Annotated in this window: 16 protein-coding genes; 6 read left to right on the plus strand and 10 right to left on the minus strand. The window is 71.6% G+C overall.

Features of this window, described 5'->3' with window-relative positions; translation table 11 throughout:
* Position 1: 1 nt before the first annotated feature.
* The 9 genes from xrtA to JUB13_RS12680 form a co-directional block, all read right to left on the minus strand.
* Positions 2-1,546, minus strand: coding sequence for an exosortase A (gene xrtA / locus JUB13_RS12640; protein ID WP_207479359.1), 1,545 nt, complete (start codon positions 1,544-1,546; stop codon positions 2-4).
* A gap of 408 nt (positions 1,547-1,954) precedes the next feature.
* Positions 1,955-3,001 carry a FemAB family XrtA/PEP-CTERM system-associated protein gene (locus JUB13_RS12645; protein WP_207479361.1) on the minus strand — a complete coding sequence of 349 codons (1,047 nt, stop codon included), beginning with the start codon at positions 2,999-3,001 and terminating at the stop codon, positions 1,955-1,957.
* Positions 3,001-3,879, minus strand: coding sequence for an XrtA system polysaccharide deacetylase (locus JUB13_RS12650; protein ID WP_236024918.1), 879 nt, complete (start codon positions 3,877-3,879; stop codon positions 3,001-3,003). Before JUB13_RS12650 ends, JUB13_RS12645 begins: the two co-directional genes overlap by 1 nt.
* A gap of 5 nt (positions 3,880-3,884) precedes the next feature.
* The gene (locus JUB13_RS12655) at positions 3,885-4,925 is read right to left on the minus strand and encodes an XrtA/PEP-CTERM system-associated ATPase (RefSeq protein WP_207479366.1); all 1,041 of its coding nucleotides are present in this window, start codon (positions 4,923-4,925) and stop codon (positions 3,885-3,887) included.
* A 126-nt stretch (positions 4,926-5,051) separates the two neighbouring features.
* On the minus strand, positions 5,052-6,494 hold the full coding sequence (locus JUB13_RS12660) for a TIGR03016 family PEP-CTERM system-associated outer membrane protein (RefSeq protein ID WP_207479369.1): 1,443 nt from the start codon (positions 6,492-6,494) through the stop codon (positions 5,052-5,054).
* 18 nt (positions 6,495-6,512) lie between these two features.
* The gene (locus tag JUB13_RS12665; protein WP_207479372.1) at positions 6,513-7,472 is read right to left on the minus strand and encodes a P-loop NTPase family protein; all 960 of its coding nucleotides are present in this window, start codon (positions 7,470-7,472) and stop codon (positions 6,513-6,515) included.
* Between the two features lie 19 nt (positions 7,473-7,491).
* On the minus strand, positions 7,492-9,099 hold the full coding sequence (locus JUB13_RS12670) for an XrtA system polysaccharide chain length determinant (RefSeq protein WP_207479375.1): 1,608 nt from the start codon (positions 9,097-9,099) through the stop codon (positions 7,492-7,494).
* A gap of 15 nt (positions 9,100-9,114) precedes the next feature.
* Positions 9,115-9,738 (minus strand): XrtA/PEP-CTERM system exopolysaccharide export protein, encoded by a 624-nt coding sequence (locus JUB13_RS12675; RefSeq protein WP_207479377.1) that lies wholly within the window; start codon positions 9,736-9,738, stop codon positions 9,115-9,117.
* A gap of 198 nt (positions 9,739-9,936) precedes the next feature.
* Positions 9,937-10,338, minus strand: coding sequence for a GtrA family protein (locus JUB13_RS12680; protein WP_207479380.1), 402 nt, complete (start codon positions 10,336-10,338; stop codon positions 9,937-9,939).
* Between the two features lie 272 nt (positions 10,339-10,610).
* On the opposite strand from JUB13_RS12680, the gene JUB13_RS12685 reads away from it, so the two are divergent.
* From JUB13_RS12685 to prsT, 6 genes are all read left to right on the plus strand, one after another.
* Entirely contained in the window at positions 10,611-11,816 is a 1,206-nt protein-coding gene (locus tag JUB13_RS12685) for a glycosyltransferase family 2 protein (RefSeq protein ID WP_207479383.1), read from the plus strand.
* Between the two features lie 9 nt (positions 11,817-11,825).
* Positions 11,826-13,457 (plus strand): hypothetical protein, encoded by a 1,632-nt coding sequence (locus JUB13_RS12690; RefSeq protein ID WP_207479385.1) that lies wholly within the window; start codon positions 11,826-11,828, stop codon positions 13,455-13,457.
* 23 nt (positions 13,458-13,480) lie between these two features.
* Positions 13,481-14,827 (plus strand): putative O-glycosylation ligase, exosortase A system-associated, encoded by a 1,347-nt coding sequence (locus JUB13_RS12695; RefSeq protein ID WP_207479388.1) that lies wholly within the window; start codon positions 13,481-13,483, stop codon positions 14,825-14,827.
* Positions 14,828-14,938: 111 nt separating this feature from the next.
* Positions 14,939-16,993 carry an XrtA/PEP-CTERM system histidine kinase PrsK gene (gene prsK, locus JUB13_RS12700; protein WP_207479391.1) on the plus strand — a complete coding sequence of 685 codons (2,055 nt, stop codon included), beginning with the start codon at positions 14,939-14,941 and terminating at the stop codon, positions 16,991-16,993.
* Positions 16,990-18,363 (plus strand): PEP-CTERM-box response regulator transcription factor, encoded by a 1,374-nt coding sequence (gene prsR, locus JUB13_RS12705; RefSeq protein ID WP_207479393.1) that lies wholly within the window; start codon positions 16,990-16,992, stop codon positions 18,361-18,363. The genes prsK and prsR overlap by 4 nt, the downstream gene beginning before the upstream one ends.
* A gap of 41 nt (positions 18,364-18,404) precedes the next feature.
* A complete protein-coding gene (gene prsT / locus JUB13_RS12710) occupies positions 18,405-21,158 on the plus strand; it encodes an XrtA/PEP-CTERM system TPR-repeat protein PrsT (RefSeq protein ID WP_207479396.1) in 2,754 nt (917 codons plus the stop codon).
* Between the two features lie 25 nt (positions 21,159-21,183).
* Here the strand turns inward: prsT and JUB13_RS12715 are convergent, their stop codons facing one another.
* The gene (locus tag JUB13_RS12715) at positions 21,184-22,371 is read right to left on the minus strand and encodes an MFS transporter (protein ID WP_207479399.1); all 1,188 of its coding nucleotides are present in this window, start codon (positions 22,369-22,371) and stop codon (positions 21,184-21,186) included.
* Positions 22,372-22,418 lie beyond the last annotated feature (47 nt).

Consider the following 22,418-nt stretch of genomic DNA (forward strand, 5'->3'; position numbering starts at 1 on the left):
CTCAGCCCTCCGCCACGTTGGAGTTCAGCCACACCTCGAGCGGCGGCAGGGCGCCGGCCATCCTCTCCAGCGCGGCGAGAGCCTCCTCGGGGCGCTCGTCGAAGGGCGCGCTGAGGGCAAGGATCGCGGCGCTGCGGCGGCGACCGGTCAGCGTTGTCCAGGTCTGGCGCAGCTTCGCGACCACCGCGTCGGGCGTGAGCCGCCCGTCCACCCAGTACCAGGACAGCACCAGACGGTTCCGCCCGCCGGCGCGCAGCACGTCCATGCGGGCCGGCATTCCCGAGAAGGTCACGGTCCGCGTCGCGACGCGCGTCCAGACGGTGTCGTCGGCGAAGCGGTTTCCGTCATTGACGGCCTCGGCGCCCTGGCGCTGCCAGTCGTACCAGGCGAGAGCCATCTCCGCGCGTTCCGCTCCGGCGGACCAGGCCGCCCGCAGGGTGCGGTCCGGCCCGACGAAATGCGGCTCCCAGTCCGCGGCGTGGCCTGTCGGCACCCACGGCGCCGCTGCGACGGGCGCGGTCAGCGCGCGCCGGGGGGCGGTGCCCGGCTCGCCCATCACGCGGCTCGCATAGGCGGGACCCGCAAGGATCATCGCGGCGGCTGCGGCAAGGGTGGTCCAGCGCGCCGCGGGGCCGGCAGTGATGCCTGCACCCGGGCGGTCGGCACGGCGCGGCAGCGTCAGCGCCGGCAGTCCCACGGGCCGGTCGGCGAAACGGTTGCCGATCCAGAGCAGCGCGAGCATCACCGCCGAGAAGAAGCCCCAGCCGTAGATGATGTGATCGGCGCCCGCCGCGATCTGGTGATCGGTCGCATGGGCGAGAACCATGATGCCGAAGGCCCGCAGCCCGTTGGCGAGGATCGGCAGGGCGATTCCCGTCATCAGGAAGGCGGCGCGCTTCCAGGCGCGGTCGTAGACGAGATAGGAGAAGAGCGCCGCCACCACCACGTTTGCGATCAGGAAGCGCAGCCCCGCGCAGGCCTCGGCCACCTCGAAGGCGCCGCTCGGGATGTAGATCAGGACGCCCTCCACATAGGTGGGGATGCCGACCAGGCGCAGGAGCTGTACGGAAAAGGCGGCGGTGAAGTCCTGGAGCGGCGCGATCAGCACGTCGCCGGCCGGCACCATGAAGACGAGGAAGGCCAGCGGGAACCAGGCCGCGCGCGCCGCGCGCCGGCCGAAGACGACGACCGCCAGCGCGATCAGCGCGCCCACGAAGGCGGCCTGCTCGACCACCTGCGCCTCGGCCGCGCGGCCCAGGAGCCAGCCGCCGATGCACAGGAGAAGTGCCGGCAGGGCCAGGGGCTCCGGACGCGGCGCCAGCGCTCGCAGGGCGTCGCGGCCGGCCCACAGGAGATAGAGGCTGATCGCGGGGACCAGCATGCCGTGATTGTAGGTGACGTCGTTCCACCAAGTCGCCGCCATGCTGGCGACCGCCCCCCACATGGACCAGGTCAGCAGCGCGGCGAGGCAGCCGAAGATCGCGCAGGCGCGGGTCCAGGGCGTCGGATACGCCGCAGCCTGCACGGGAATGGATTGATCCGTCATGTCGCTCCGATCTGCGGGCGAGTGTGCCGGCGGCAACCGGCCGGCGGGCTGATCGCAGGCGAAATCTAGGTCAAATGCGGCGCTTGCCGGCGGGCGCCGTGGTGGAACCTATCCGCGATTTCGGGTGAATTCCGCCCGGTGACGCCGCTGCGGCGGACTACCCATTCGGATCCCGGGACGGCGCAGGAGTCGGAGGCCTTTACACTGGACGCCGGGTTTCGGTCCGGCTCCGGCGGAAACCCGCGGGTTCGCCCGCCCTGGCATGGCTCTTGCTGCTTGCCCGGCGAGTGCAACGGGGGTGCATATGCTTTCGGCCAAGGCGGCGATCGCAGTGATCGTGACTGTGCTTCTCGCGTTCTGGGCGGCCCTGGTCTACGCCATCGCGCAACTGTCTTGAGGCGCGCCGGCTCAGCCGAGCTGGCGCGCCAGATGCGGGCCGAGCAGGTTGGCGACGGGCAGAGGCAGTCGGCGCCAGCCCTCGACCATCAGACGGTATTTTGGGTTCAGCGGGTTCACCTCGGGCAGCGTGCCGCCGCGGAGCAGGTGGAACTGGTAGTGCAGCGGCTCCGGCTCGAAGCCCCAGTAGGTCTTGTAGTCGAAGGGGCCGGTCCCTCGCTTGGAACGCCCGAAGTCGAAGATGCGGGCGCCGCGCGCCGCGGCCCGGCGCATCAGGTCGAAATACAAGTAGTCGTAGGCGTGGACCGGGCGCGCTGCGGGGACCGAGCCCGCATAGTAGGGCAGGGCCTCGTCCCTGAAATGGAAGCTCATGACCGCCGAAAGGTCGCCGGCCTCGCCGCGCACGACGGCGATCTCGCAGTCCTCGCCGAAGGCGTCGCGGAGCGCGCGGAACCAGGCCCGCGCGGGCACGGGCGTTCCAAGATTGCGCACGCTCTCGGCATAGAGCGCGTAGAAGCGGTCGAGGTCGCCGAGCTCGGTCACGAGGTTCGTGCCCAGGCTCTTGCGGATGTCGGCGCGCTTCTTGCGCGGGATCGCCTTCAGGATCGCATCGTCGCCGCCCTCCGGGATCGCGCGGCGGAAGCCGCAATAGAGGTCGGACTTGTCGATCCAGCCGATGCCCAGGGGCCGCCGGTGCCGCAGTTCGACATGCGCCGCGCCCAGGCGGGCGCCGAGCTCGGCCGCCGCGGTCGCGAGCGCCGCCTCGGCGGCGGCGTCCAGGGCCGCGATGCCGCCGCCGACCGTGAAGCCGGTGGAGACCAGCGCATGCCCGAACAGCGGTGAGCGGAGCTGGACCAGCGGCAGGATGCCGACGGTCTCGCCGTTGCGCTCGGCCATGAGATAGTGCGTCCGGTGGCCATGGGCCGTCTCGATGGCGCGGCGCCAGCCCCAGCGGTGGAAGAAGGTCGCCTCGGGGCAGCGCGCGACGAAGCTCTCCCACGACGCCTCGTCGGCAGCTGCGGCGGGACGGACCGTGGGGATGGAGAGGGCGACGGTCATCAGGCCACCTTCAGGGGTTCTGCCAGCGGTTGGGCGGTTCCATGGACGACGTCCATGCGGTCCCAGGCGAAGTCGCGGAGCAGCCGGCGCAGCTTGGCTTCCATGCGGCCGAGATTGGTGTAGTGGCGCAGGCGCGAGCGCAACGGCGCCCCGGGCACGCGCGGCTGTCCGGGGTCGATCTCCCAGGGATGGAAGTAGAAGGCCACCGGCCGTCCCTCGGCGCCATTGACGCGGCCGATGCCCCAGCGGCTCCAGGCATAGGGCAGCAGCCGGAAGAAGCCGCCCCCGGCGCAGGAGAAGCGGCGATCGCCGAGCTCCACCGTGCCCACGGGGATCTCGGTGATCCCGGACCCGGGCTCGAACGGGCCGCGGGGCGCGTCCGGCATGCCGTAGTGGTCGTGGGCGATCGGGTGGATGGACGAGCTGTAGGCATAGCCGGCCTCGGCCAGCATCTCGTAGGCCCACCAGCACCGGCGGTCGATGGAGAAGCTCGGCGCGCGGTAGCCGCGCACCGGGACACCGCCGAGATCCTCAAGCAGCAGGCGGGTGTCGCGGACATCGGCGCGGAACTCCGCGGGCGACAGCTCCCAGACGCGGTGGTGGGACATGCCGTGGCTGGCGAGCTCATGCCCGCCCGCGACGATCTCGCGGATCAGGTCGGGATGCCGCCGCGCGACGCAGCCGAGCACGAAGAAGGTCGCCCGCACGTCCCGCTCCGCGAAGAGGGCGAGGCACGCGCGCGTGCTGGTGCCGACACGGTCGGGCCAGCGGTCCCATTCGGCGCGCGGGATGGTGCCCGCGAAGGCCGAGACCTGATAGTAGTCCTCCACGTCCACGGACATGGCGTTCACGACCCTCGCGGGCATCGTGCCGGTCATGGACGTCACTCCGCCGCGTGCAGGGCGGGCGTGCCGGCAGGCAGGCCGGCGGCGATCAGGCCGAGCAGCGCCTCGGCCGCCTCCTGGAGGCTGCGTTCCTGCGCCTCGACGCGCGCCTCCAGCCTGGCGAGTCGCTCCTGCAGGGCGGGGTCGGCCAGGGCGGGATCGGCCGCGCCCGTGGCGGGCGCCGGCGCCTCGGCCGCGGTGCGGCGCGGGGCGCGGTCCAGGCTCTCGGCCAGCTCGCTCCTGAGCTCGGCCAGGACGGTCCGCGCGCAGGCGGCGTCCAGATGCTCGCGCTCCTCCAGCGCGCCCATCAGCAGCAGGCGGCTGAAGACGGTGTTGATGCGGCGCGGCACGCCGCCGGTCTCCTCATGGACCAGGGGGAACAGGTCCTCGGCCAGCGACGGCCGGCCGGTCCAGCCGACCAGGCGCAGGCGGTGCTCGACATAGGCGCGCGTCTCTGCCGCCGTCATGGGCTCGAGCTGGTGCGAGGCGATCACCCGCTGGCGGAGCTGCTCCAGGTCGGGATCGGCCAGGATCGCGTTGAACTGCGGCTGGCCCAGCAGGAAGCTCTGGAAGAGCGGCTGTCCGCCCAGGTTGAAGTTGGACAGCATCCGGAACTCCTCAAGCGTCCGGCGCGGCAGGTTCTGGGCCTCGTCGATCACGAGCAGAACGCGCTTTCCGGCACGGTGCTGCTGGATCAGGAAGGTCTCGAAGGCCTTCAGCATGGCGGCCTTGTCGGCGGTCGGCGGCGTCACGCCGAAGGCGGCGAGCACCAGCCGGACGGCGTCGTCCGCCTCGATCTGGGTGGTCGCGATCTGGGCGGCGACCACCGGGGCCTGCCTGATCTCCGCGAAAAGCTGGGCGACCAGCGTCGACTTGCCGGTGCCGACCGGCCCCGTCACCACGATGAAGCCTTCCCCCTGGCTCAGCCCGTAGCGTAGATAGGCCAGCGCCTTGCGATGGGCCTGGCTGTTGAAGAAGAACCGGTGGTCGGGGCTGAGCCGGAACGGCTGGCCGCTGAACTTGTAGAAGCTCTCGTACATGGGTCCCTTATCCTCGCGGTGTCGGGGCGGGGCGCGCACCGGGGCGCCCGGCCCGGCGCAGGGCCGGGCCGGCGCCGTGCGCCGTCTGCAGGGAATGGTTGGGAGCGGTGCCGGAGCCGTACCGGGTCAGAAGTCCAGGCGCACGGAGACCGTTGCGGCGGTCTCGGTGTAGCCCGGCGTCCCGCTGTCGGCCTCGCGCCGCGAATGGGACAGCGCCCCGGTCAGCCGGAAGTCCGTGGACAGCCGCCGGCTCAGCTCGACCCGGCCGAGGAAGGTGCCGTACTCGGCCGTCGCGGACTGATCGTAGCGCTGGTATCCCAACGCTACCGCGCCGGAGAGCAGCGGCGTCAGCCGATGGTCGATGCGCGAGCTGAACTGGCGCACGTGGTCGTCCGGCCGCAGGTCGAAATCCCTCACCGTATCGGTGTAGGCGAGCGTCGCCTCCGTCCGGGAGAAGGCCGCCGTCACCGAGACCGTGCCCTGCTTCGAGCGGTAGACCTGGTTGAACAGGCCGTTGCCGGCATCCGCCTCGACCGGCAGGCTGGTGCGCGGATCGATGATCCGGTTGGTGACGGGGTCCAGCGCATAGCCCAGCGAGAGCAGCGACTGCTGCGTCGTCTCGATCGACTCGCCGTAGGAGGCGCGCACCACCACCCGCTCCGATAGCTTGTAGCTGCCGGATCCCTCCCAGATCGAGCCGCCGTAGCGGTGCCCGAAGCGGGCCTCCAGCTCGGTCCGCGGCCCTGGGCGCGTGTAGATGCCCGCGGTCCAGATCGCTCCGTCCGGCGGACCGGTCAGGCCCGGCGATTCGATCGTCTCGTAGCCCGCCGAGCCCACCACCGCGAACTGCCGGAACAGGAACCAGCGGCCGTCCAGCAGGGCGGTCGTGCGCTCGAGATCGCCGGTCCGCGTCTCGGATTCGGTCTCGTGTCGCTCCGCAAGGGCATCCAGGTTCAGCCGGTCGAAGCGTCGCCCGCTCCGCAGCCTCGCGCTCGCCTCGTCCACCGAGCTGTCGCCGACCCCTTCGCTGATCAGCACCTCCGAGCGGCGATAGCGCAGCTCTCCCTGGGCCCAGCCGGCGAAGTCGTGCTGGAGCCAGGGCGAGACCGACAGGGAATAGGCGTTCGCCCGGTCCTCCTGGGTGGAGTAGGGATTGGCCGTCAGGCCGCTGGACTGGGCGGGATCCAGCAGCACGCGCTGGACCGAGCCCTGGGCCTCCACGAACAGCAGGTCCTCCAGCAGCTCGGCCGTGCCGAAGCCGAAGCCGGTCTGCCGCAGCGTCACCTCGCGCTCGGATCCCAGCGTCTCGATCAGGTCGAGCGAGAGGTCCAGCGCCGCGTCCAGCCGGTTGCCGTCGGCCCGGACCGACGTCTGCCCGGTCTGACCCAGGATGAAGCCGGATTCCTTGGAGCCCGCGGGTTCCAGGCGCAGATTGTCGGACGCAGTGACCGAGCCCGAGACCGCGTTCTCGATCCGCAGATTCGCGGCTGCCGCAGGGCCCGCCGTCCAACCCGACATCACGCAGACGGCGGCCGCGGCCGTCGGCCGCAGAACCTTGCGCAGGCGCAAGATGGGTCCCCCTCGTGGTCACGACCGCACCGTCTGCCCGGCATCGTCCTGCGGCGCGTAGTACGCTCCGAAGGTGTCGTCGCCGCGCCGTGCCGGCGCCTTGTTCAAGACCATGCTCACATGCTCGGTCGAGGACAAGAGGTCGAGTGCCGCCGAGATCGCCCGCTCGGGCGTCCGGTCCGCCTCGACCACGAACAGCACCTGGTCCACCTGGGGCGCCAGCAGGATCGCCTCGGTCGCCGCCAGAAGCGGCGGAGCATCGTAGATCACGAGGCAATCCGGCATCCTGGCCGCCGCCATTTCGACGAGCTGGCGGATCTGCGGCTCGGTCATGGGCTCTTCCGAGGCCGCGTTGCGGCCCGCCGGCAGGATGGTCAGCGAAAGGCCCTCGACTCGGCGCAGGCAGGCCTCGAAGGGCTCCGATCCCTCCAAGAAAGCATGAATGCCCGGCGACTCGCCGAGACCGAGGATCCGGCTCAGCCCTTGGCGCCGCAGGTCGCCATCGACCAGCAGGATCGGGCGGTCCTCGTCGCGCGCGGCGGCCAGGGCAAGGTTCAGCGCGAAGAAGGTCTTGCCCTCGCCGGCCCAGGACGAGGTGATCATCACCGAGGACAAGGGGACCGCGCCGGGCGGCGCAAGACGCTGGCGGATGATCCGCAGCTCCTCGGCCAGCCGGTCGCGCCGGCCCTCGGGCAGGACATAGCCGGCCGCGGCGAGGGCTGCCCGGTCCAGCGCGACCGTTGCGATCCCGGCCGTGACGTCCCGGGAGGGAGGCTTCGGCAACGCGTCGGGCCATGCAGCGCCGGTCCGCTCCGCGGCGGGTGTCGCAGCGGGTATCACGGCGGGTATCACGGCGGGCGCAACGACATGCGCCGTCGGCGGGACGGTGGCGAAGAGACCCTGGGCCTCGGCCCGCTCGAGCAGCGATCTCGGCGCCTCCTCGGTGATCCGCGCAGCGGCTCTCTCGATCAGATTCATCCAGGCACCCCAGGGGAGTTCAGGTCCAGAGCAGCCGAAGCTCGGCCACGATGCGCGCGACGTGCGAGTAGATGTCCGGCGGTACCGCCGCGAACTGGAAGAGGTAGACGAGGAAGGCGAACATGCTCAGCAGCAGCGCGCCCATCGTCGCGACCATGGCGATCTCGAGCGCGCGGACGACCGGGCTCACGTCGAGCACCACCGCGCTGACCGCGCCCAGCACCGGCAGGTCGAAGCGGTTGCGCAGCCGCTCGGCGCTGCCGAAGGAGTCCTTGAGCTGGGTCGTCAGGACCGAGAGGCCGACCGCCGCACCCAGGCCCAGGAACAGGACCGCGGCAAAGAACAGGACGCGCTTCGGGCCCGAAGGCTTCACGGGCACGATCGGCGGGTCGACGATCCGGAACTCGACGTTCTTCGTCTGGCTTGCGAGCTTCTCGGCGAGCTCCGCCGATTCGCGCCGCTGCACGAGCTCGTCGTAGTTCTTCCGGACCACGTCGTAGTCGCGGTTCACCTCGGCGAGCTGCAGGTTGATGTCGGGCAGCGCCGTGATCTGACGTCGCAGCGACTGCACCTCCTCGCGCCGGGCGTCGGCGCGCTTGGTCAGGGTCGCGACCTCGAGCTCGGCGCGGCGCAGGTTCTCCTGGGCCCGGACATAGGCGGGGTTGGCGACGGTCCCGGTCCCGGCACCATCGGGCGCCGCGGGGTTGCCGGCGATCTCCGAGCGGAAGGCCTCGATCCGGCGCTTGAGCGCGATCACGTCGGGATGGCGCGGCGTCTTGGTGGCCTGGAGCGAGGCGAGCTGCTCTTCCATCTGGCGCAGCGTCGTCGCCTGCGGGTTCGGGGCCGCCGCGGGATCGGCCGACGGGCCGGCCCCCAGCAGCCGGTCCGGCTTCAGGGCGTCGGGCGTGCGCGAGAGCTCGAAGCGGAGCTGGTCGCGGGTCCACATCGCCGCCTCGAGCTGCAGTTCGACCCTGCGAAGCTCCGTCGCCGCCTCCTCCGCCGCGGTCTTGATCTCGTCATGCGTCGCGAGCTGCGCCGCATGGCGCGTGCGGAACTCGGCCACGCGCTGCTCAGTCTCGCGCAGGCGCTTCTCGTGGTCGCGGATCTGCTGCTCAATGAAGCGGCGCGCCGATTCCATGTCGCGCCGGTTCGAGCCCACGTTCTGCTCGACAAAGATGTTCAGAAGCGCCTGGACGACCCGCTGGGCGACGGCGGGATCCCGGTGCTCGTACGAGACCGTGAAGAGCTGACCGCCCTCGGACTTGAGCTGGATGTCGCGCTGGAGCTCCTTGATGCGCGTGTCCTGCTCGACCGGCGTGGTGACCGTCAGGTCCATGTCGGTCATGCGCATGAGCTGCTCGAGGTTCGGCCTCGACAGCAGCGTCCGGCGGACGACGTCCACCTGCTGCTCGACGTCGGGCCGCACCGCCAAGTCCTGCATCAGGGGCCTGAGCAGGGTGGAGGTGTCGACGTAGACCCGCGCGAAGCTCTCGTAGCGGTTGGGCAGGACGGCGACTGCCGTCCAGCCGAGGGCGCAAATCGTCCAGGCCACGGCGACGACGCGCCAGCGCCGCTCCCACAGCCCGTAGAGGTGCGCGCGGATCAGTTGCCGGATTTCCTGGTCCATGGTCGCGTCCGGCGCTCAGAACCAGCTCTGCGGGATGATCACCACGTCGCCGGGGAGCACCGGCACGTTCGCGCTGATGTCGCCGTCGCGCAGCAGGTCGTCGAGCCGCACGTTGAAGGTCTGGCTGTTGCCCGCGCGGGCGAGCACCGCGCGGTTGCCGGCCGCGAACTCGGTCAGGCCACCGACCTGGATCAGGAGGTCCAGCACCGTCATGTTGGCGCGGTAGGGCACGGCGGCCGGCTTCATCGCCTGGCCGACGACGCGCACCTGCTGGTCGAAGGGGCCTGCGAAGTTGCTGACCATGACCGTCGCGAGCGGGTCGGTGACGTAGAGCTTCAGCCGCTCCTCGATGTCGCGCGCAAGCTCCGTCGGGGTCTTGCCCGCGGCGACGAGATCCTCGATCAGCGGCGTCGAGATGCGGCCGTCGGGCCGGACCGGGACGGTGACGGAGAATTCCGGGGCCTGCCAGACGAAGACCTGCACCGTGTCGAGCGGTCCGATCCGGTAATCCGGGGCGGCGGTCGAGGTCATCTGGACCTGGCTGGGAGCGGCCGGCTTGTTCCCGGCGCAGCCCGAGACGAGGGCGGCGAGGGCAAGCGATCCGGCGACGGAGATCAGTCTGGATGGGGCGAGCGGCATCGATCACCTCTTGCGCGGCCCCGCTCCGGACCAGGCCGCGGGCGGGGACTGAGGGGTTCTTAGGCTGGCGGCAGTCTAGGCAGCCGCCCGATCTATCGGGTAAGGCGCTTTAGACTTTACCGCCGCGGGGGTAAGCGGTGCGTCCGGCCGGCGGCGGCGCTACCCCACTCGATCCGGTGGTGCGGCGGATGCGCCGCTTCAGGCGCTTCGGGGGCTGAGCGGCACCCGAAAGACGAAGGCCCGGTTCAGTCCGTAATTGCAGAAGAAGCCGCCGAGGATCGAGGCGAGCTTTGCCGCCAGCGGCGGCAGGCCCATGCCGAGGCCGGCCCAGAGGATCATGCTGCCGAGCAGGAAGCTGACGAGGTTCACCGTCGCGAAGCGACCGAACTGGCGCCATGGGCTGTGTCCCGCGCTGCTGCCGCCGAAGGTCCAGCTCCGGTTCAGGAAGAAGCTCTGGATGGTACCCGCGCCGTAGGAGGCCGCGTGGGCCATGAGGGGCGGGACGCCGAAGCCGATGAGCGCGACGAAGACGGCCAGGTCCATGACGGTGTTCGCGCCGCCGACGACGGCGAATTTGATGATCTCCGACCGCACACGCATGAGGACTCCGGGTGTTCTCGGCGGCGGCATTCAACGGCACGGCGCGCCAGGGCGGCAGGCCGCCCGTCGGCTTAGGCTGATTGCGTCGCCAATGCCTTCGCGGGGTGCCTGCCGCGGCGCAGGGAACGCCGTGCGACATACCCCTTTCTTTCGGCGCGGAGGCGCTCGGGCTACGCTCGGAGAGCGCTCACCCCGCGATGAAGATCCGCGCAATTGTCGGTATCCGCCCGTGGCGCCAAGGCACGGGGCGAAGACCATCAAGGGGTGTGCCGATGCCCGTCCTGCTCGAGAAGACCGCGGAGCTTCCAGCGGCCGAGGATGCCGCCACGGATTGCGAGTTGACGATCCTGATGCCGTGCCTGAACGAGGCGCGGACCTTGCCGGCCTGCATCGAGAAGGCGCAGCGCTACCTGCGGCGCAGCGGCGTGAAGGGCGAGGTGGTGATCGCCGACAACGGCAGCACGGACGGCAGCCAGGCCATCGCGAGCGCGCTGGGCGCGCGCGTCGTGCCGGTCCCCCTCCGCGGCTACGGCGCGGCGCTGGGGGCAGGGATCCGGGCGGCACGCGGCCGCTACGTGGTCATGGGCGACAGCGACGACAGCTACGATTTCGAGCATCTCGACGCCTTCGTCGAGAAGCTGCGGGAAGGCCACGAGCTGGTGATGGGCAACCGCTTCAAGGGCGGTATCAAGCCCGGCGCCATGCCCCCGCTGCACCGCTATCTCGGCAATCCCGTCCTGACCTTCATCGGGCGTTTGTTCTTCGGAAGCCCGTCCAACGACTTCCACTGCGGGCTCCGCGGCTTTGAGCGCGAGGCGATCCTGCGACTGGGCCTGACGACCCAGGGCATGGAGTTCGCCTCGGAGATGGTCGTGAAGGCGACGCTGCGTCGGCTCCGCATCACCGAGGTGCCGACGACCTTGTCCAAGGACGGTCGCGACCGGCCGCCCCACCTGCGGAGCTGGCGCGACGGCTGGCGGCACCTGAAGTTCCTGCTGGTGCACAGTCCCCGCTGGCTGTTCCTGTATCCCGGCGTGACCCTGACGGCGCTGGGGCTCGCCCTGATGGCCGCGGTCCTGCCGGGGCCGCTCGCCCTCGGCGGGGTGGTGCTGGACGTGCACAGCCTGATGATGGCGATGGCGAGCACCCTGCTCGGGCTTCAGTTCATCGTCTTCTTCCTGCTGGCCAAGCAGTTCGCGATCAACCATGACCTGCTGCCGCTGGGCGAGACCTTCGATGCGTACCGACGCGCCTTCACGCTCGAGCGGGCTCTCATGCTGGGCGGCGTCGTGGTGCTCGCCGGCGCAGGAGGGACTTTCGCGGCCATCGCGACATGGGGGATGGGCGGCTTCGGCGACCTGAACTACCAGATGTTCATGCGCGGGCTGGTGCCCTCGCTGACGGCGCTGCTGGCGGGCTGCCAGATCGCGATCGGCGCCTTCCTGGCCGCCATCCTCGACCTCGGCCGCCGCGGCTAGGACGGCGCCGTGACCGGCTGGGCAGATACGGCGGGGGGCGCAGCATCCGGCGCTCTTCGCCTCGAGCGCGGGGCGAGGCTGCTGCCCTGGGGCGCGGCCATCGTCCTGCTTGCGCTCGCAGGCGTGGCGGCGAAGGATTTCGCGAATCCGGACGGGGTCGCCTATGCCCGGCTGGCCCTCTACTGGTCCGAGGGGCGCTGGGCTCTGGCCGTGACGGGCTACTGGGGGCAGCTTCTGCCCTGGCTCGCAGCGCCGCTTCTGCGCCTGGGCCTGGATCCCGTGGTGGCCATGCGCGTCGCCATGGGCCTGTCGGGCCTCGTCTTCCTGCATGGGGCAGGGGCCCTGCTCGCCGCGTTCCGCCTGCCGCCCGCCGAGCTGCGGGCGGGCTTCTGGATCGCGGCCCTGCTCGCGGCCGTCTGGTCCATCGTGGCCGTGACGCCGGACCTCCTGGCGGCGGGTCTCCTGCTCGCCGGAATGGCGAGGCTGGTCGACGAGGACATGGATGCGCGCTGCGGCTTGCAGGCGGGCGTCTTGTTCGGCTTCGCCTATCTCGCGAAGGCAGTGATGCTGCCGACAGCCGTGCTGGCGGTGGGCTGCGTCCAGGGCCTGCGCTGGTGGCTTGGACGGGCCGGGCTGACCGCGTCGCTGCGTTGTGCCCTCGCCGCGGGGCTGGGGCTCGGTGCGGTCGCCCTGCCGTGGATCCTTGCGCTGTCGCTGCATTACGGAGCGCCAACCTTCTCCACCAGCGGCGCGCCGAACCACGCGATCGCTGGTCCGCCGGACCGAGACCGCGGGCATCCGACCTTCCGAATCCATCACGAGCCGCCTCCAGGCCGGCTGACCACCTGGGAGGATCCGACGATCTTTCCCTACGAGGACTGGTCCCCGTTCGAGAGCGCAGCCCATCTCCGCCACCAGGCGGGCCTCGTCGCCGGCAATGCGAAGGAGGTCCTGCGCCGCCTTGCCCGCTTCGACATGGCCGGGCTCGGCCTCGCCGCGGCGGTCTTCGCGGCGCTCGGCCTCGGCCGAGCCGGATGGCGCGCCCAGCCCTGGCGGCTCGCCCTGCCGCTCTCCTCATGCGTCGCCGCCGCGTACCTGCCGGTCTACGCCGGCGACGACCGCTACTTCGTGGCGAGCATTCCGATCCTGCTCGGCGCCGCGCTTGGGCTCAGCCACGCCGTCGGCAGTTCACTCGGCCCCGTGCGGCGATGGCTGCCCGCCGCTCTGGTCGCGGCGTCCTTCGCCGTGCCCGCGGCGGACCAGGCTGCCTTCATGGTCCTGGGACGCAAGCATGCACACCTGGAAGCGGCCCGCCCGGCAGCGGCGGCGCTGGGCACGGGGGTCCGCGGCGTCGCCTCGGTCCGCGACGGAACCCATTTCGGCCTCTATCTCGCTTGGATGGCGGACGTGCCCTTCCTCGGGAACAGCGATGCGGCAGCCGTCCCCGCCGACCTGAATGCCGACCAGGCCGCCGTGCGGGCCGACGTCTTCGTCCTCGGCCGCGACAGCCCGATGGCGGCCGCCATGACGGAGGATGCAGCCTTCGAGCGCGTCACCGCGGGCGGAGGGGAGAAGGCCTGGCCGGCGGCCGTCTTCCGGCGGCGCTCGCCGACGAACTTTCCAGAAGCGACAGGCCCGTGAGTGACACCCATGAGTGACTGGGCATGAGGGACTACCTGCTTCTCGGCTTCGTGGCCGCCCTCGCGGCGCTGGCGCTCGCCCATCCCTTCGCGGGCGTGCTGGCCTGGGTGTGGCTGAGCCTGAACAACCCGCACCAGCTCGGCTGGGGCATCGCCGGAACGCTGCCGCTGAACCAGCTCATGGTGGCGGTCACGGCGCTCGGATGGCTGATCTCGCGCGACCGCAAGGCGCTGCCGAACGAGGCCTTCACCTGGCTCGTCGTCCTCTTCATCGGCTGGATGACGCTGTGCGCCCAGCTCAGCCTCGCGCCCGAGCGCTCCGCCCACTGGTGGGATCTCAACACGAAGGCGCTGCTGCTGATCCTGTTCGTGCTCGGCCTGACGACCAAGCCGGTCCGAATCGTCGCGCTGACCTGGATGCTGGTGCTCTCGCTGGCCTATTTCGGCGTGAAGGGCGGCCTCTGGACGATCCTGACGGGCGCCGGGGGCATGGTTCTCGGCCCGCCCAACACCAAGATCGAGGACCGCAACCATTTGGCACTGGCGCTCGTCATGACGCTGCCGCTGATGCATTTCCTGCGCGCCCATGCCCGCCATCCGATGGTGCGCCACGGCCTCGCGGCGGCCATGGCGCTCTCGGCACTGGCGATCCTGGGCAGCTTCTCGCGCGGCGGCTTCCTGGCCATGCTGGGAATGGCGGGCTTCCTGTGGCTGAAGTCGCGGCACAAGTTCGTGACGGCCGTCGCGGCGGTGCTGGTGCTGGCCGCCGGCCTCGCGATCATGCCGGACCGGTGGTTCGAGCGGATGGACACGCTGAAGTCCGCACAGCAGGACGATTCGTTCACGGGCCGCCTGGAGGCCTGGCAGTTCGCGTTCAATGCCGCCGTGGACAGGCCGCTCGTCGGGGCAGGGCTGGGGGCGACCGAGGATGCCCGCATCTTCGCCCGGTACAATCCCGACAGCCTGATCGCCAGCGAGGGGCGGGGCCTTGCCTCGCACAGCATCTACTTCCAGGTGCTCGGCGACCAGGGGTTCGTGGGACTTGGGCTGTTCTTGGCGATCCTGCTGGTGATCTGGCGAGACGCGCGCCGGGCCGTGCGGCTCGCTCAGGACAGGCCCGAACTCGCCTGGGCGCGCGATCTCGGCCGCATGTGCCAGGTCTCGCTGCTGGGCTACATGATCGGCGGCGCGGCGCTGTCGCTGGCCTATTACGACGGCTTCTTCCTGGTCGGGGCCATCGCCTGCCTGACCCAGCGCGCAGCGCGCGAGGCGCTGGCCGCCGCCGCGCCGGCGCCCGCAGCACGCCGCGGCCGACGCCTCTCGCCGGTGCCCAGGACGCTGGCTGCCGCGGCTTCCGGCGGACCGGGTTAATCCCGCGGGGAGCCGGACGGGGCGCTCGCCCGAAATTGCGGCTAATCCGATCCCTCGTCTCCTGCGGCCGCGGCTAGGGCGTCAAACTCCGGCCAACGCAAGACGGATCCCATGGCCCATCTCGCAACCGAAGAAACCCTGTACCTGGCCGGCCACGCGATCGCCGGCGTCGCCTTCGCGGCGATGGCCCTGCTGCTCGCCGCCGGGTGGCGCCGCGGGCTGGCCGGGGTCTGCTTCGTCGCGGCCGCGGCGCTGGCGTCGATCTGGTCCGGGACGGAGCTCGCGGCGATGCTGCTGCCGGTGCCCGCCGGCTTCGCCGAAGCAGCCGAGATCCTGCGCACCGGAGGCTGGCTGGTGCTGCTCGTGCTGCTGATGCGCCAGGTCAACCCCGATGACGGGCGCCGACTGCTCGCCCGGCCCGAGCTGGCGACCGGCGTCGCCCTTCTCGCCGTCGGGCTCGGCGCCGCCATTGTTCCCGTCGATCCGGTGGTGGCGCTGATCGCGCGGCTGGGTCTGGCGGTGGTCGGCCTGCTGCTGGTCGAGAACCTGTTCCGCTGGACGAGCGCCTCGGCCCGCTGGTCGTTCAAGCACCTGCTGCTGGGCGCCGGCACTATCTTCGCCTTCGACCTCTTCCACTATTCCGAGGCGCTGCTGTTCCGGGCGGTCGACATCACCACCGCGACGGCGCGGCCACTGGTCAACACGCTGGTGATCCCGCTGCTGCTGGTGGGCGCGGCGCGGATCCGCTCCCTCTCGCTGGACGTGTCGGTCTCGCGCGAGGCGGTCTTCCACACGACGGCGCTGCTGGGCAGCGGCATCTACCTCGTGGCGGTCGCCGCGGGCGGCTACCTGATGCGCGAGACCGGGCTCGGGATCGGGCCGCTGGTGCAGATCCTGTTCCTGGTCGGAGCCGCGGTGCTGCTGGCTGCCCTGCTGCTTTCGGGCGGGCTGCGGGCGCGCCTGCGCGTGCTGATCTCGCGCCACTTCTTCAGCTTCGCCTACGACTACCGGCGGGAATGGCTGCGCTTCATCGCGACCATGGGCCCCGGCGGCGCCGATCTTCACGAGCGCGCGATCGCCGCCGTCGCCCAGGTGCTGGATGCCGGGGGCGGCGCGCTGTTCCTGCGCGACGCCCGGGAACGCTACGGCCTCGCCGCCCGCTGGAACTGGCCGGGCTCGGCCCCGCTCGCGGCGCTGCCCTCCGGCCTCGCGGCCCGTCTCGACGAGCGGCGCGAGGTGCTGGACCTGCGCCTCGGCATGGATCTCGCGGACGGCGCGGGCGAGGAGGCCTCGCTCGCCTGGCTGCGCCAGCTCGACGAGCCCTGGCTGCTGGTCCCGCTCTCAGCCCGGGGCGTGCCAGTCGGCGCCGTCCTGATCGTCCAGCCGCGCGCGCCGCGCGCGCTGACCTGGGAGGACGAGGACCTGCTGGGCATCCTGGGCGTGCAGATCGGCAGCTACATCGCCGAGGAGCAGGTGGCGCGCGACCTCGCGCTCGCCCGCCGCTTCGAGCGGATGAGCCAGAACTTCACCTTCATGGCGCACGACCTGAAGAACCTGGTCAGCCAACTCTCGCTGATCGTGCAGCACGCCGAACGCCACGGCGACAAGCCGGAGTTCCGCCGCGACGCCTTCGCGACCATCGGCCAGTCCGTGGACAAGATGCGAGCCATGCTGGTGCGCCTGAAGGACGCCAGCGCGACCGAGCCGCGCCTGGTCCCGGTGGCGCTGGACGACCTTCTCGCTCGCGCGCGCCACCCGCGGCTGGAGCCGGGCGCCGTCATGGTGCGCGCGCTGCCGGGGGATCGCGTCCGGGTCGAGCCCGACGGCTTCCAGAGCGTGCTGGACAACCTCGTGCATAACGCGGCCGAGGCGGGCGGGCGGGTGCGGGTCGCCGGTCGGACCGGCTCCGGCGAGGCGGTGATCGAGGTCGCGGACGACGGGCCCGGCATGACCGAGCGCTTCGTCGCCGAGGAGCTGTTCCGGCCCTTCTCGACAACCAAGGAGGCGGGCTTCGGGCTGGGCATGTTCCAGTGCCGCGCGCTCGTCGAGGGTTGGGGCGGCCGGCTCGACGTCGAGAGCCGTCCCGGCGAGGGAACCATCGCGAGGATCACGCTGCCGCTGTGCATCGGCGCGGCAGCCGCAGAACAAGGAGTGGAGACGGTATGAGCGGACGCCGACTGCTGCTGGTCGACGACGATCCCGGCATCCTGCGGGGCCTGACCTGGTCCTTCGACGGCTACGAGGTCCTGACCGCCGACAGCCGCGAGGCGGCGCTCAGGCAGGTCCGGGCGCACCGGCCGGCCGTGGTGACCCTCGATCTCGGCCTGCCGCCCAGCGCCGACGACGCGACAGAGGGGCTGCGCGCGCTGGAGGAGATCCTGGCGATCGCGCCCGAGACCAAGGTCATCGTCGTCACGGGCAACGAGGACCGGCGCAATGCCGTCCAGGCCGTGGGCCTCGGGGCCTACGACTTCTACCAGAAGCCGATCGATGCCGAGGTGCTGGGCATGATCGTGGCCCGCGCCTTCGCGCTCTACGATCTCGAGGAGGAGAACCGGCGCCTCGCGAGCTCGCGCCGGCCCGACTTCTGCGGCATCGTGACAGCGAGCCCGGCCATGCAGCAGGTCTGCCGCATGGTCGAGAAGGTGTCGCGCTCCGGTGCCTCGGTCCTCGTGCTCGGTGACAGCGGCACCGGCAAGGAGCTGGTCGCCCGCGCGCTGCACGACCTGTCGGGCCGCAAGGGCACCTTCGTCGCGATCAACTGCGGCGCGATCCCCGAGAACCTGCTGGAAAGCGAGCTCTTCGGCCACGAGAAGGGCGCCTTCACCGGCGCGGTCCGGCAGGTCAAGGGCAAGATCGAGTGCGCGCACCGCGGCACGCTGTTCCTGGACGAGATCGGCGACATGCCCATGACGCTCCAGGTCAAGCTGCTGCGCTTCCTGCAGGAGCGGGTGATCGAGCGCGTCGGCGGCCGCGACCAGATCCCGGTGGACGTGCGGCTCGTCTGCGCGACGCACCGCGACGTCGAGAAGCGCATCGCCGAGGGGCTGTTCCGCGAGGACCTCTACTACCGCATCAACGAGATCACGGTGCGCATCCCGGCGCTGCGCGAGCGCGACGACGACGCGGTCGTGCTGGCCCGCCACTTCCTCGGGATCTACGGCGAGGCGCAGGGACGCAAGCGCCTGAAGCTCGGCGCCGACGCCATCGCCGCAATCCGCGCGCATCCCTGGTCGGGCAACGTGCGCGAACTCGAGAACAAGGTGAAGCGCGCGGTGATCCTGGCCGACGGCCCGGTGGTCACAGCCTTCGACCTCGGCATCCAGGCGCCGGCCGGCGCCGAGGACGGCGACGGCGCGGGCGGCGGGCTCGCGACGCTGCGCGAGCTCCGTGACGAGGCCGAGCGGCGTGCCCTGTCGGCGGCGCTGGCGGCGGCCGACGGCAACCTGTCGGAGGTCGCCAAGCTGCTCGGCGTCAGCCGGCCCACGGTCTACAGCCTGCTCAAGCAGCACAACCTCCAGGGCGGCACGGCCTGAACGCCGGCCCGCGGACACGAAGAGGAACCAGGGAGATGACCATGCGCATTCCTCCGATCGCCCGGATCCTGGCGGTCTCGTCCCTCGCGCTGCTGGCGGCGGGGCATGCCGAGGCGAACGATCCCGAGCGCTCGCGGCGCTTCTTGCGCGAGGCCGTGCAGGAGCTCGACGACGGCAAGGTCCAGGCCGCGGTGATCCAGCTCCGCAACGCGCTGCAGCAGGACCCCGAGAACCTGGACGCGCGCCTGCTGCTGGGCCGCATCCATCTGCAGAATTCCGATGCCCCCGCGGCCGAGAAGGAGCTTCGCCGCGTCTGGGAGGGCCGGCGCGGCGACGAGATCGAGATCCTGTTCGGCCGCGCCCTGGTCGGTGCCGGGAAGCCGGAGGAGGTCTTCAAGGTCGTCGGCATCGGCGCCAGGAAGCCCGAGGACGCGCGCGCCAAGATGATGGTCCGCGGTGACGCCCACGTGGCGCTGCGCGAATTCGGCGATGCGCGCACGCAGTACGAGGCGATCCTGGCGGAGGAGCCGCGCGACGTGCCCGCGCGCCTCGCGCTGGCGCGGCTGCTCTTCGGCCTCGGCGACCCGCAGGCGGCCGAGGCGCAGGTCGAGAAGCTGCTCGCGCTGGAGCCCGGCTCCCTCGAGGCGCTCCTGATGAAGGGCGAGATCGACATGGCGGTGGGCCGCCTGCACGACGCGAAGGCGGCGCTCGACAAGGCCGCGGGGATCGCCCCCGACCATGTCGGCGTGAAGCTGGCGCAGGGCCGGCTGGCGATCCAGATGAACGACGTCCCCGGCGCCGAGACCCGGGCGCGCGAGGTGCTGGCCCGCCAGCCCGAGAACGCCATGGCGAAGTACCTGCTGGCCACCGCGCTGACCGCCAATTCCCGCTTCCGCGAGGCGGACTCGCTGCTTACGGGGATCCAGCCGCTGGTGCAGTCCTTCGCCCCCGCGCAGCTTCTCGAGGGCGTGGTGAAGTTCCAGCTCGAGCAGTATGCCCAGGCCGAGCGCGCGCTCTCGCGCTATGCCGAGGCGCTGCCCCACAACATCGGCGCGCGCCGCATGCAGGCGCTGACACAGATCCGGATGGGCAACCTGCGCTCGGCCGCCGACACGCTGGAGAAGCTGCTGGCGGACTATCCCGGCGACGTGCCGGCGCTGCAGCTCATGGCCGGCGTGCGCATGCGCGAGGGCGACGCGGACGCGGCCGCGAAGGCCTACGAGCGCATCGCCGCCAGCGGCGATCCCGGTGCCGCGCGCCAGGCCCAGAACGTGCTGACCCTGCTGGGCATGGGCGGCAAGGCCGAGAACGGCGGCGGCCTGGACGACAGGATCTCCCGAGAGGTCGTGACGGTCCTGGAACTCGTGCGCACCCAGGATCTCGACGGGGCCCTGGAGCGGATCCGCGCGCTCCGCAAGGAGGATCCCGAGAACCTCGTCATGGTCAACCTCGAGGGCAGCGTGCGCTGGGCCCAGGGCGACCGGGAGGGCGGGCGCAAGCTGATCGAGGGCGCACTGGCCCGCAATCCGTCCTTCTTCGCGGCCCTGGACAACCTCGACCGGTTCGACACCGCAGAGGGCAACACGGGCGCGATCGAGCGCCGCATGCGCGAGGCCGTTGCACGCGATCCCGCCGACGAGCGCATGGTGCTGCGCCTGGCCGAGTGGCTGTCGCGCCAGCAGCGGACCGGCGAGGCGACCGAGCTGCTGGACGGCGCCCGGCGCAGCATGCCGACTTCAGCCGCGGTGCGCACCGCACTGGTCGGCCTCGCCCGGCAGGCGGGCCGGCCCGCCGATGCCGCGGTCCTGGCAGACGAGCTGATGGGCATCGCCCTGATCCGGCCCAAGGTCTATGCCGATGCGGGCGAGGCCTTCATGACGGCCGGCGATGCCGCCAAGGCGGCCGAGGCCTTCGGGCGCCTCGCCGAGGCCGAACCCCAGAGCCTTTCCGCCCGGCTGATGCAGGCCCGTGCGCAGCTCGTGGCCGGAAAGCCCGCCGAGGCGCGCCAGACCCTGGACGCGGCACGGCGCATCGCGCCGGGGAATTCCGCGATCTCGCGGGCTTTGGTGGACCTCGCCATGCGCGACGGGCGCACCGCCGATGCCGCCGCCTATGTCGAGGCGCTGGCGCCGCACAATCCGACCGAGGCGTCGCGGCTGCGCGCCGATCTGGCCTTCCGCGCGAACAAGCCCGAGGCCGCGGTCGAGACCATGCGGCGGACCTTCGAGGAGAAGCCGACGGCCCAGGCGGCGATCGACCTCGCCTTCGCTCGGGTGAGGGCCGGTCAGCCTGACGCCGCGGCGGAGGGGCTGCGAGCCTGGCTTTCCAAGGCGCCGGCGGACAAGGCCGTGCGCATGCAGCTTGCCGAGATCCTTCTGAGCGGCGGCAGGTTCGATGCCGCGGCCGCCGAGTACCGGGTGCTGGTCGCCGAGAGCCCGAAGGACGCGGCGCTTCTGAACAACCTCGCCTGGGCCGAGCACGAGCGCGGCAACCCCGAGGCCGTGCGGATCGCGGAGCAGGCCAGCGTCCTGGCCCCCAACGCGCCCGACGTCGTGGACACCCACGGCTGGATCCTGGTGCGGACCGGCCGGGTTGAGCAGGGCATCGAGAAGCTGCGCAAGGCCGCGGCCGCGGCTCCCGACCGGGCCGACATCCAGTACCATCTGGCCGTCGCGCTGAAGCTCTCAGGCAAGCCGCAGGAGGCGCGCAGCCTGCTCGAGAAGGTGATGGCCACCGGCCGCTCCTTCCCGAGCAAGCAGGATGCCGAGGCGCTGCTCGCCCAGCTCAGGAGCTGACGGCTCCGGGCCGCCGCGGTGGCGCTCAGACGCCGTCGCGGCGGTCCGGCCTCCTGGCCAGGGCCAGCCGCGCCGCCAGCATAGCGGCGAGCAGCATCAGGGCCGCGCCGGTCCAGGAGAGCGCCGGGAAACCGGCGCGGGCGAAAATCTCGCCGAGTCCGGCCGCGCCGAGCAGGGCGCCGAGATAGGTCACGGCGCTGTTGGCGCCCAGGATCGAGCCGCGGCGCGCGGGATCGGCGGCCGAAAGCTGCAGGACCAGCATGTTCAGCGCGAAGTGGTTCACGAAGCCCCAGGCGCCGGCCAGGGCGACGAAGGCGGGCAGCGTCGTCGCGAGCGGCATCAGCGCATAGACCGCCGCGCCGCCGGCCAGCGCCAGGGGCAGCACGCGCCTCGGACCCAGCCGGTCGGCCAGCCCGTCCCCGGCGCCGCCGGCGCCGAAGCCGATGCCGTAGGCCAGGATCGCCGTCCCTGCGCCGCTCGCCGTCAGCCCCAGCAGCTCTCGCATATGCGTGCCGAAGAAGGCATAGACGCCGTAGAAGGACGTCATCAGGGCGAGGCAGATTCCCAGCAGGACCGGAACGTCGCGCACCGCCAGCGCAGCGCGGAAGCCGCGCGGCCCGGCCGAGGCGGGAATGCGGTCGCGATGACGCGGGGCCGTCATGGCCATCGCGGCTGCCATGGCGGCCAGGAGCACGAAGCCCGCCCGCCAGCCGGCTGCGTCGGCGATCGCGGCAGCCAGCGGTACGCCGGCGACCAGCGACACCGACCAGCCCAGCAGCACCCGGCCCAGCGCCCGGGCACCTTCGCCCGGCGGCGCCGAGGCCGTTGCGAGCGCATAGGTCGCGGGCAGGGCCAGCCCCGCGCCGAGGCCGGCCAGCGCCTGTGCCCCAGCCAGGGCCAGCCAGTGCGGCGCGGCGGCGCTTGCGGCCATGGCGACGGCGATCACGGCCATGGCTGCGGCAAGGGCGCGGCCGGGACCGTGGCGGTCAATCACGCCGCCCAGCGCCAGGGCGGACAGCGCGGTGGCGGCACCATAGGCGGCGACCGCCCTTGCGATCTCGACGGGGGCGGCGCCGAGCGCGGCCGCCACGTCGTCCAGGATCGGGCTCAGCGCCAGCGAGTTGGAGCCGATGACGGCGACGCCGACCATCAGACCCAGGGTGGATGCTGGGCGCCGGTCCTCGCGGCTGGATTGTTGAACGACATCTGCCATGGCGTCATGATGACCGAACATGATCAGGCCGCAATGGCTGGAGCGCC

This window comes from Arenibaculum pallidiluteum (assembly GCF_017355985.1).
In the GTDB taxonomy this organism is placed as follows: Bacteria; Pseudomonadota; Alphaproteobacteria; order Azospirillales; family Azospirillaceae; genus Arenibaculum; species Arenibaculum pallidiluteum.

Coding starts and splice junctions, on each gene's coding strand:
- JUB13_RS12675 (WP_207479377.1), bottom strand. CDS start 9,738: ATGCCGCTCGCCCCATCCAGACTGATCTCCGTCGCCGGATCGCTTGCC.
- JUB13_RS12685 (WP_207479383.1), top strand. CDS start 10,611: ATGCCCGTCCTGCTCGAGAAGACCGCGGAGCTTCCAGCGGCCGAGGAT.
- JUB13_RS12650 (WP_236024918.1), bottom strand. CDS start 3,879: ATGACCGGCACGATGCCCGCGAGGGTCGTGAACGCCATGTCCGTGGAC.
- JUB13_RS12715 (WP_207479399.1), bottom strand. CDS start 22,371: ATGGCAGATGTCGTTCAACAATCCAGCCGCGAGGACCGGCGCCCAGCA.
- prsT (WP_207479396.1), top strand. CDS start 18,405: ATGCGCATTCCTCCGATCGCCCGGATCCTGGCGGTCTCGTCCCTCGCG.
- JUB13_RS12655 (WP_207479366.1), bottom strand. CDS start 4,925: ATGTACGAGAGCTTCTACAAGTTCAGCGGCCAGCCGTTCCGGCTCAGC.
- JUB13_RS12665 (WP_207479372.1), bottom strand. CDS start 7,472: ATGAATCTGATCGAGAGAGCCGCTGCGCGGATCACCGAGGAGGCGCCG.
- xrtA (WP_207479359.1), bottom strand. CDS start 1,546: ATGACGGATCAATCCATTCCCGTGCAGGCTGCGGCGTATCCGACGCCC.
- JUB13_RS12680 (WP_207479380.1), bottom strand. CDS start 10,338: ATGCGTGTGCGGTCGGAGATCATCAAATTCGCCGTCGTCGGCGGCGCG.
- JUB13_RS12645 (WP_207479361.1), bottom strand. CDS start 3,001: ATGACCGTCGCCCTCTCCATCCCCACGGTCCGTCCCGCCGCAGCTGCC.
- prsR (WP_207479393.1), top strand. CDS start 16,990: ATGAGCGGACGCCGACTGCTGCTGGTCGACGACGATCCCGGCATCCTG.
- JUB13_RS12695 (WP_207479388.1), top strand. CDS start 13,481: ATGAGGGACTACCTGCTTCTCGGCTTCGTGGCCGCCCTCGCGGCGCTG.
- JUB13_RS12670 (WP_207479375.1), bottom strand. CDS start 9,099: ATGGACCAGGAAATCCGGCAACTGATCCGCGCGCACCTCTACGGGCTG.
- prsK (WP_207479391.1), top strand. CDS start 14,939: ATGGCCCATCTCGCAACCGAAGAAACCCTGTACCTGGCCGGCCACGCG.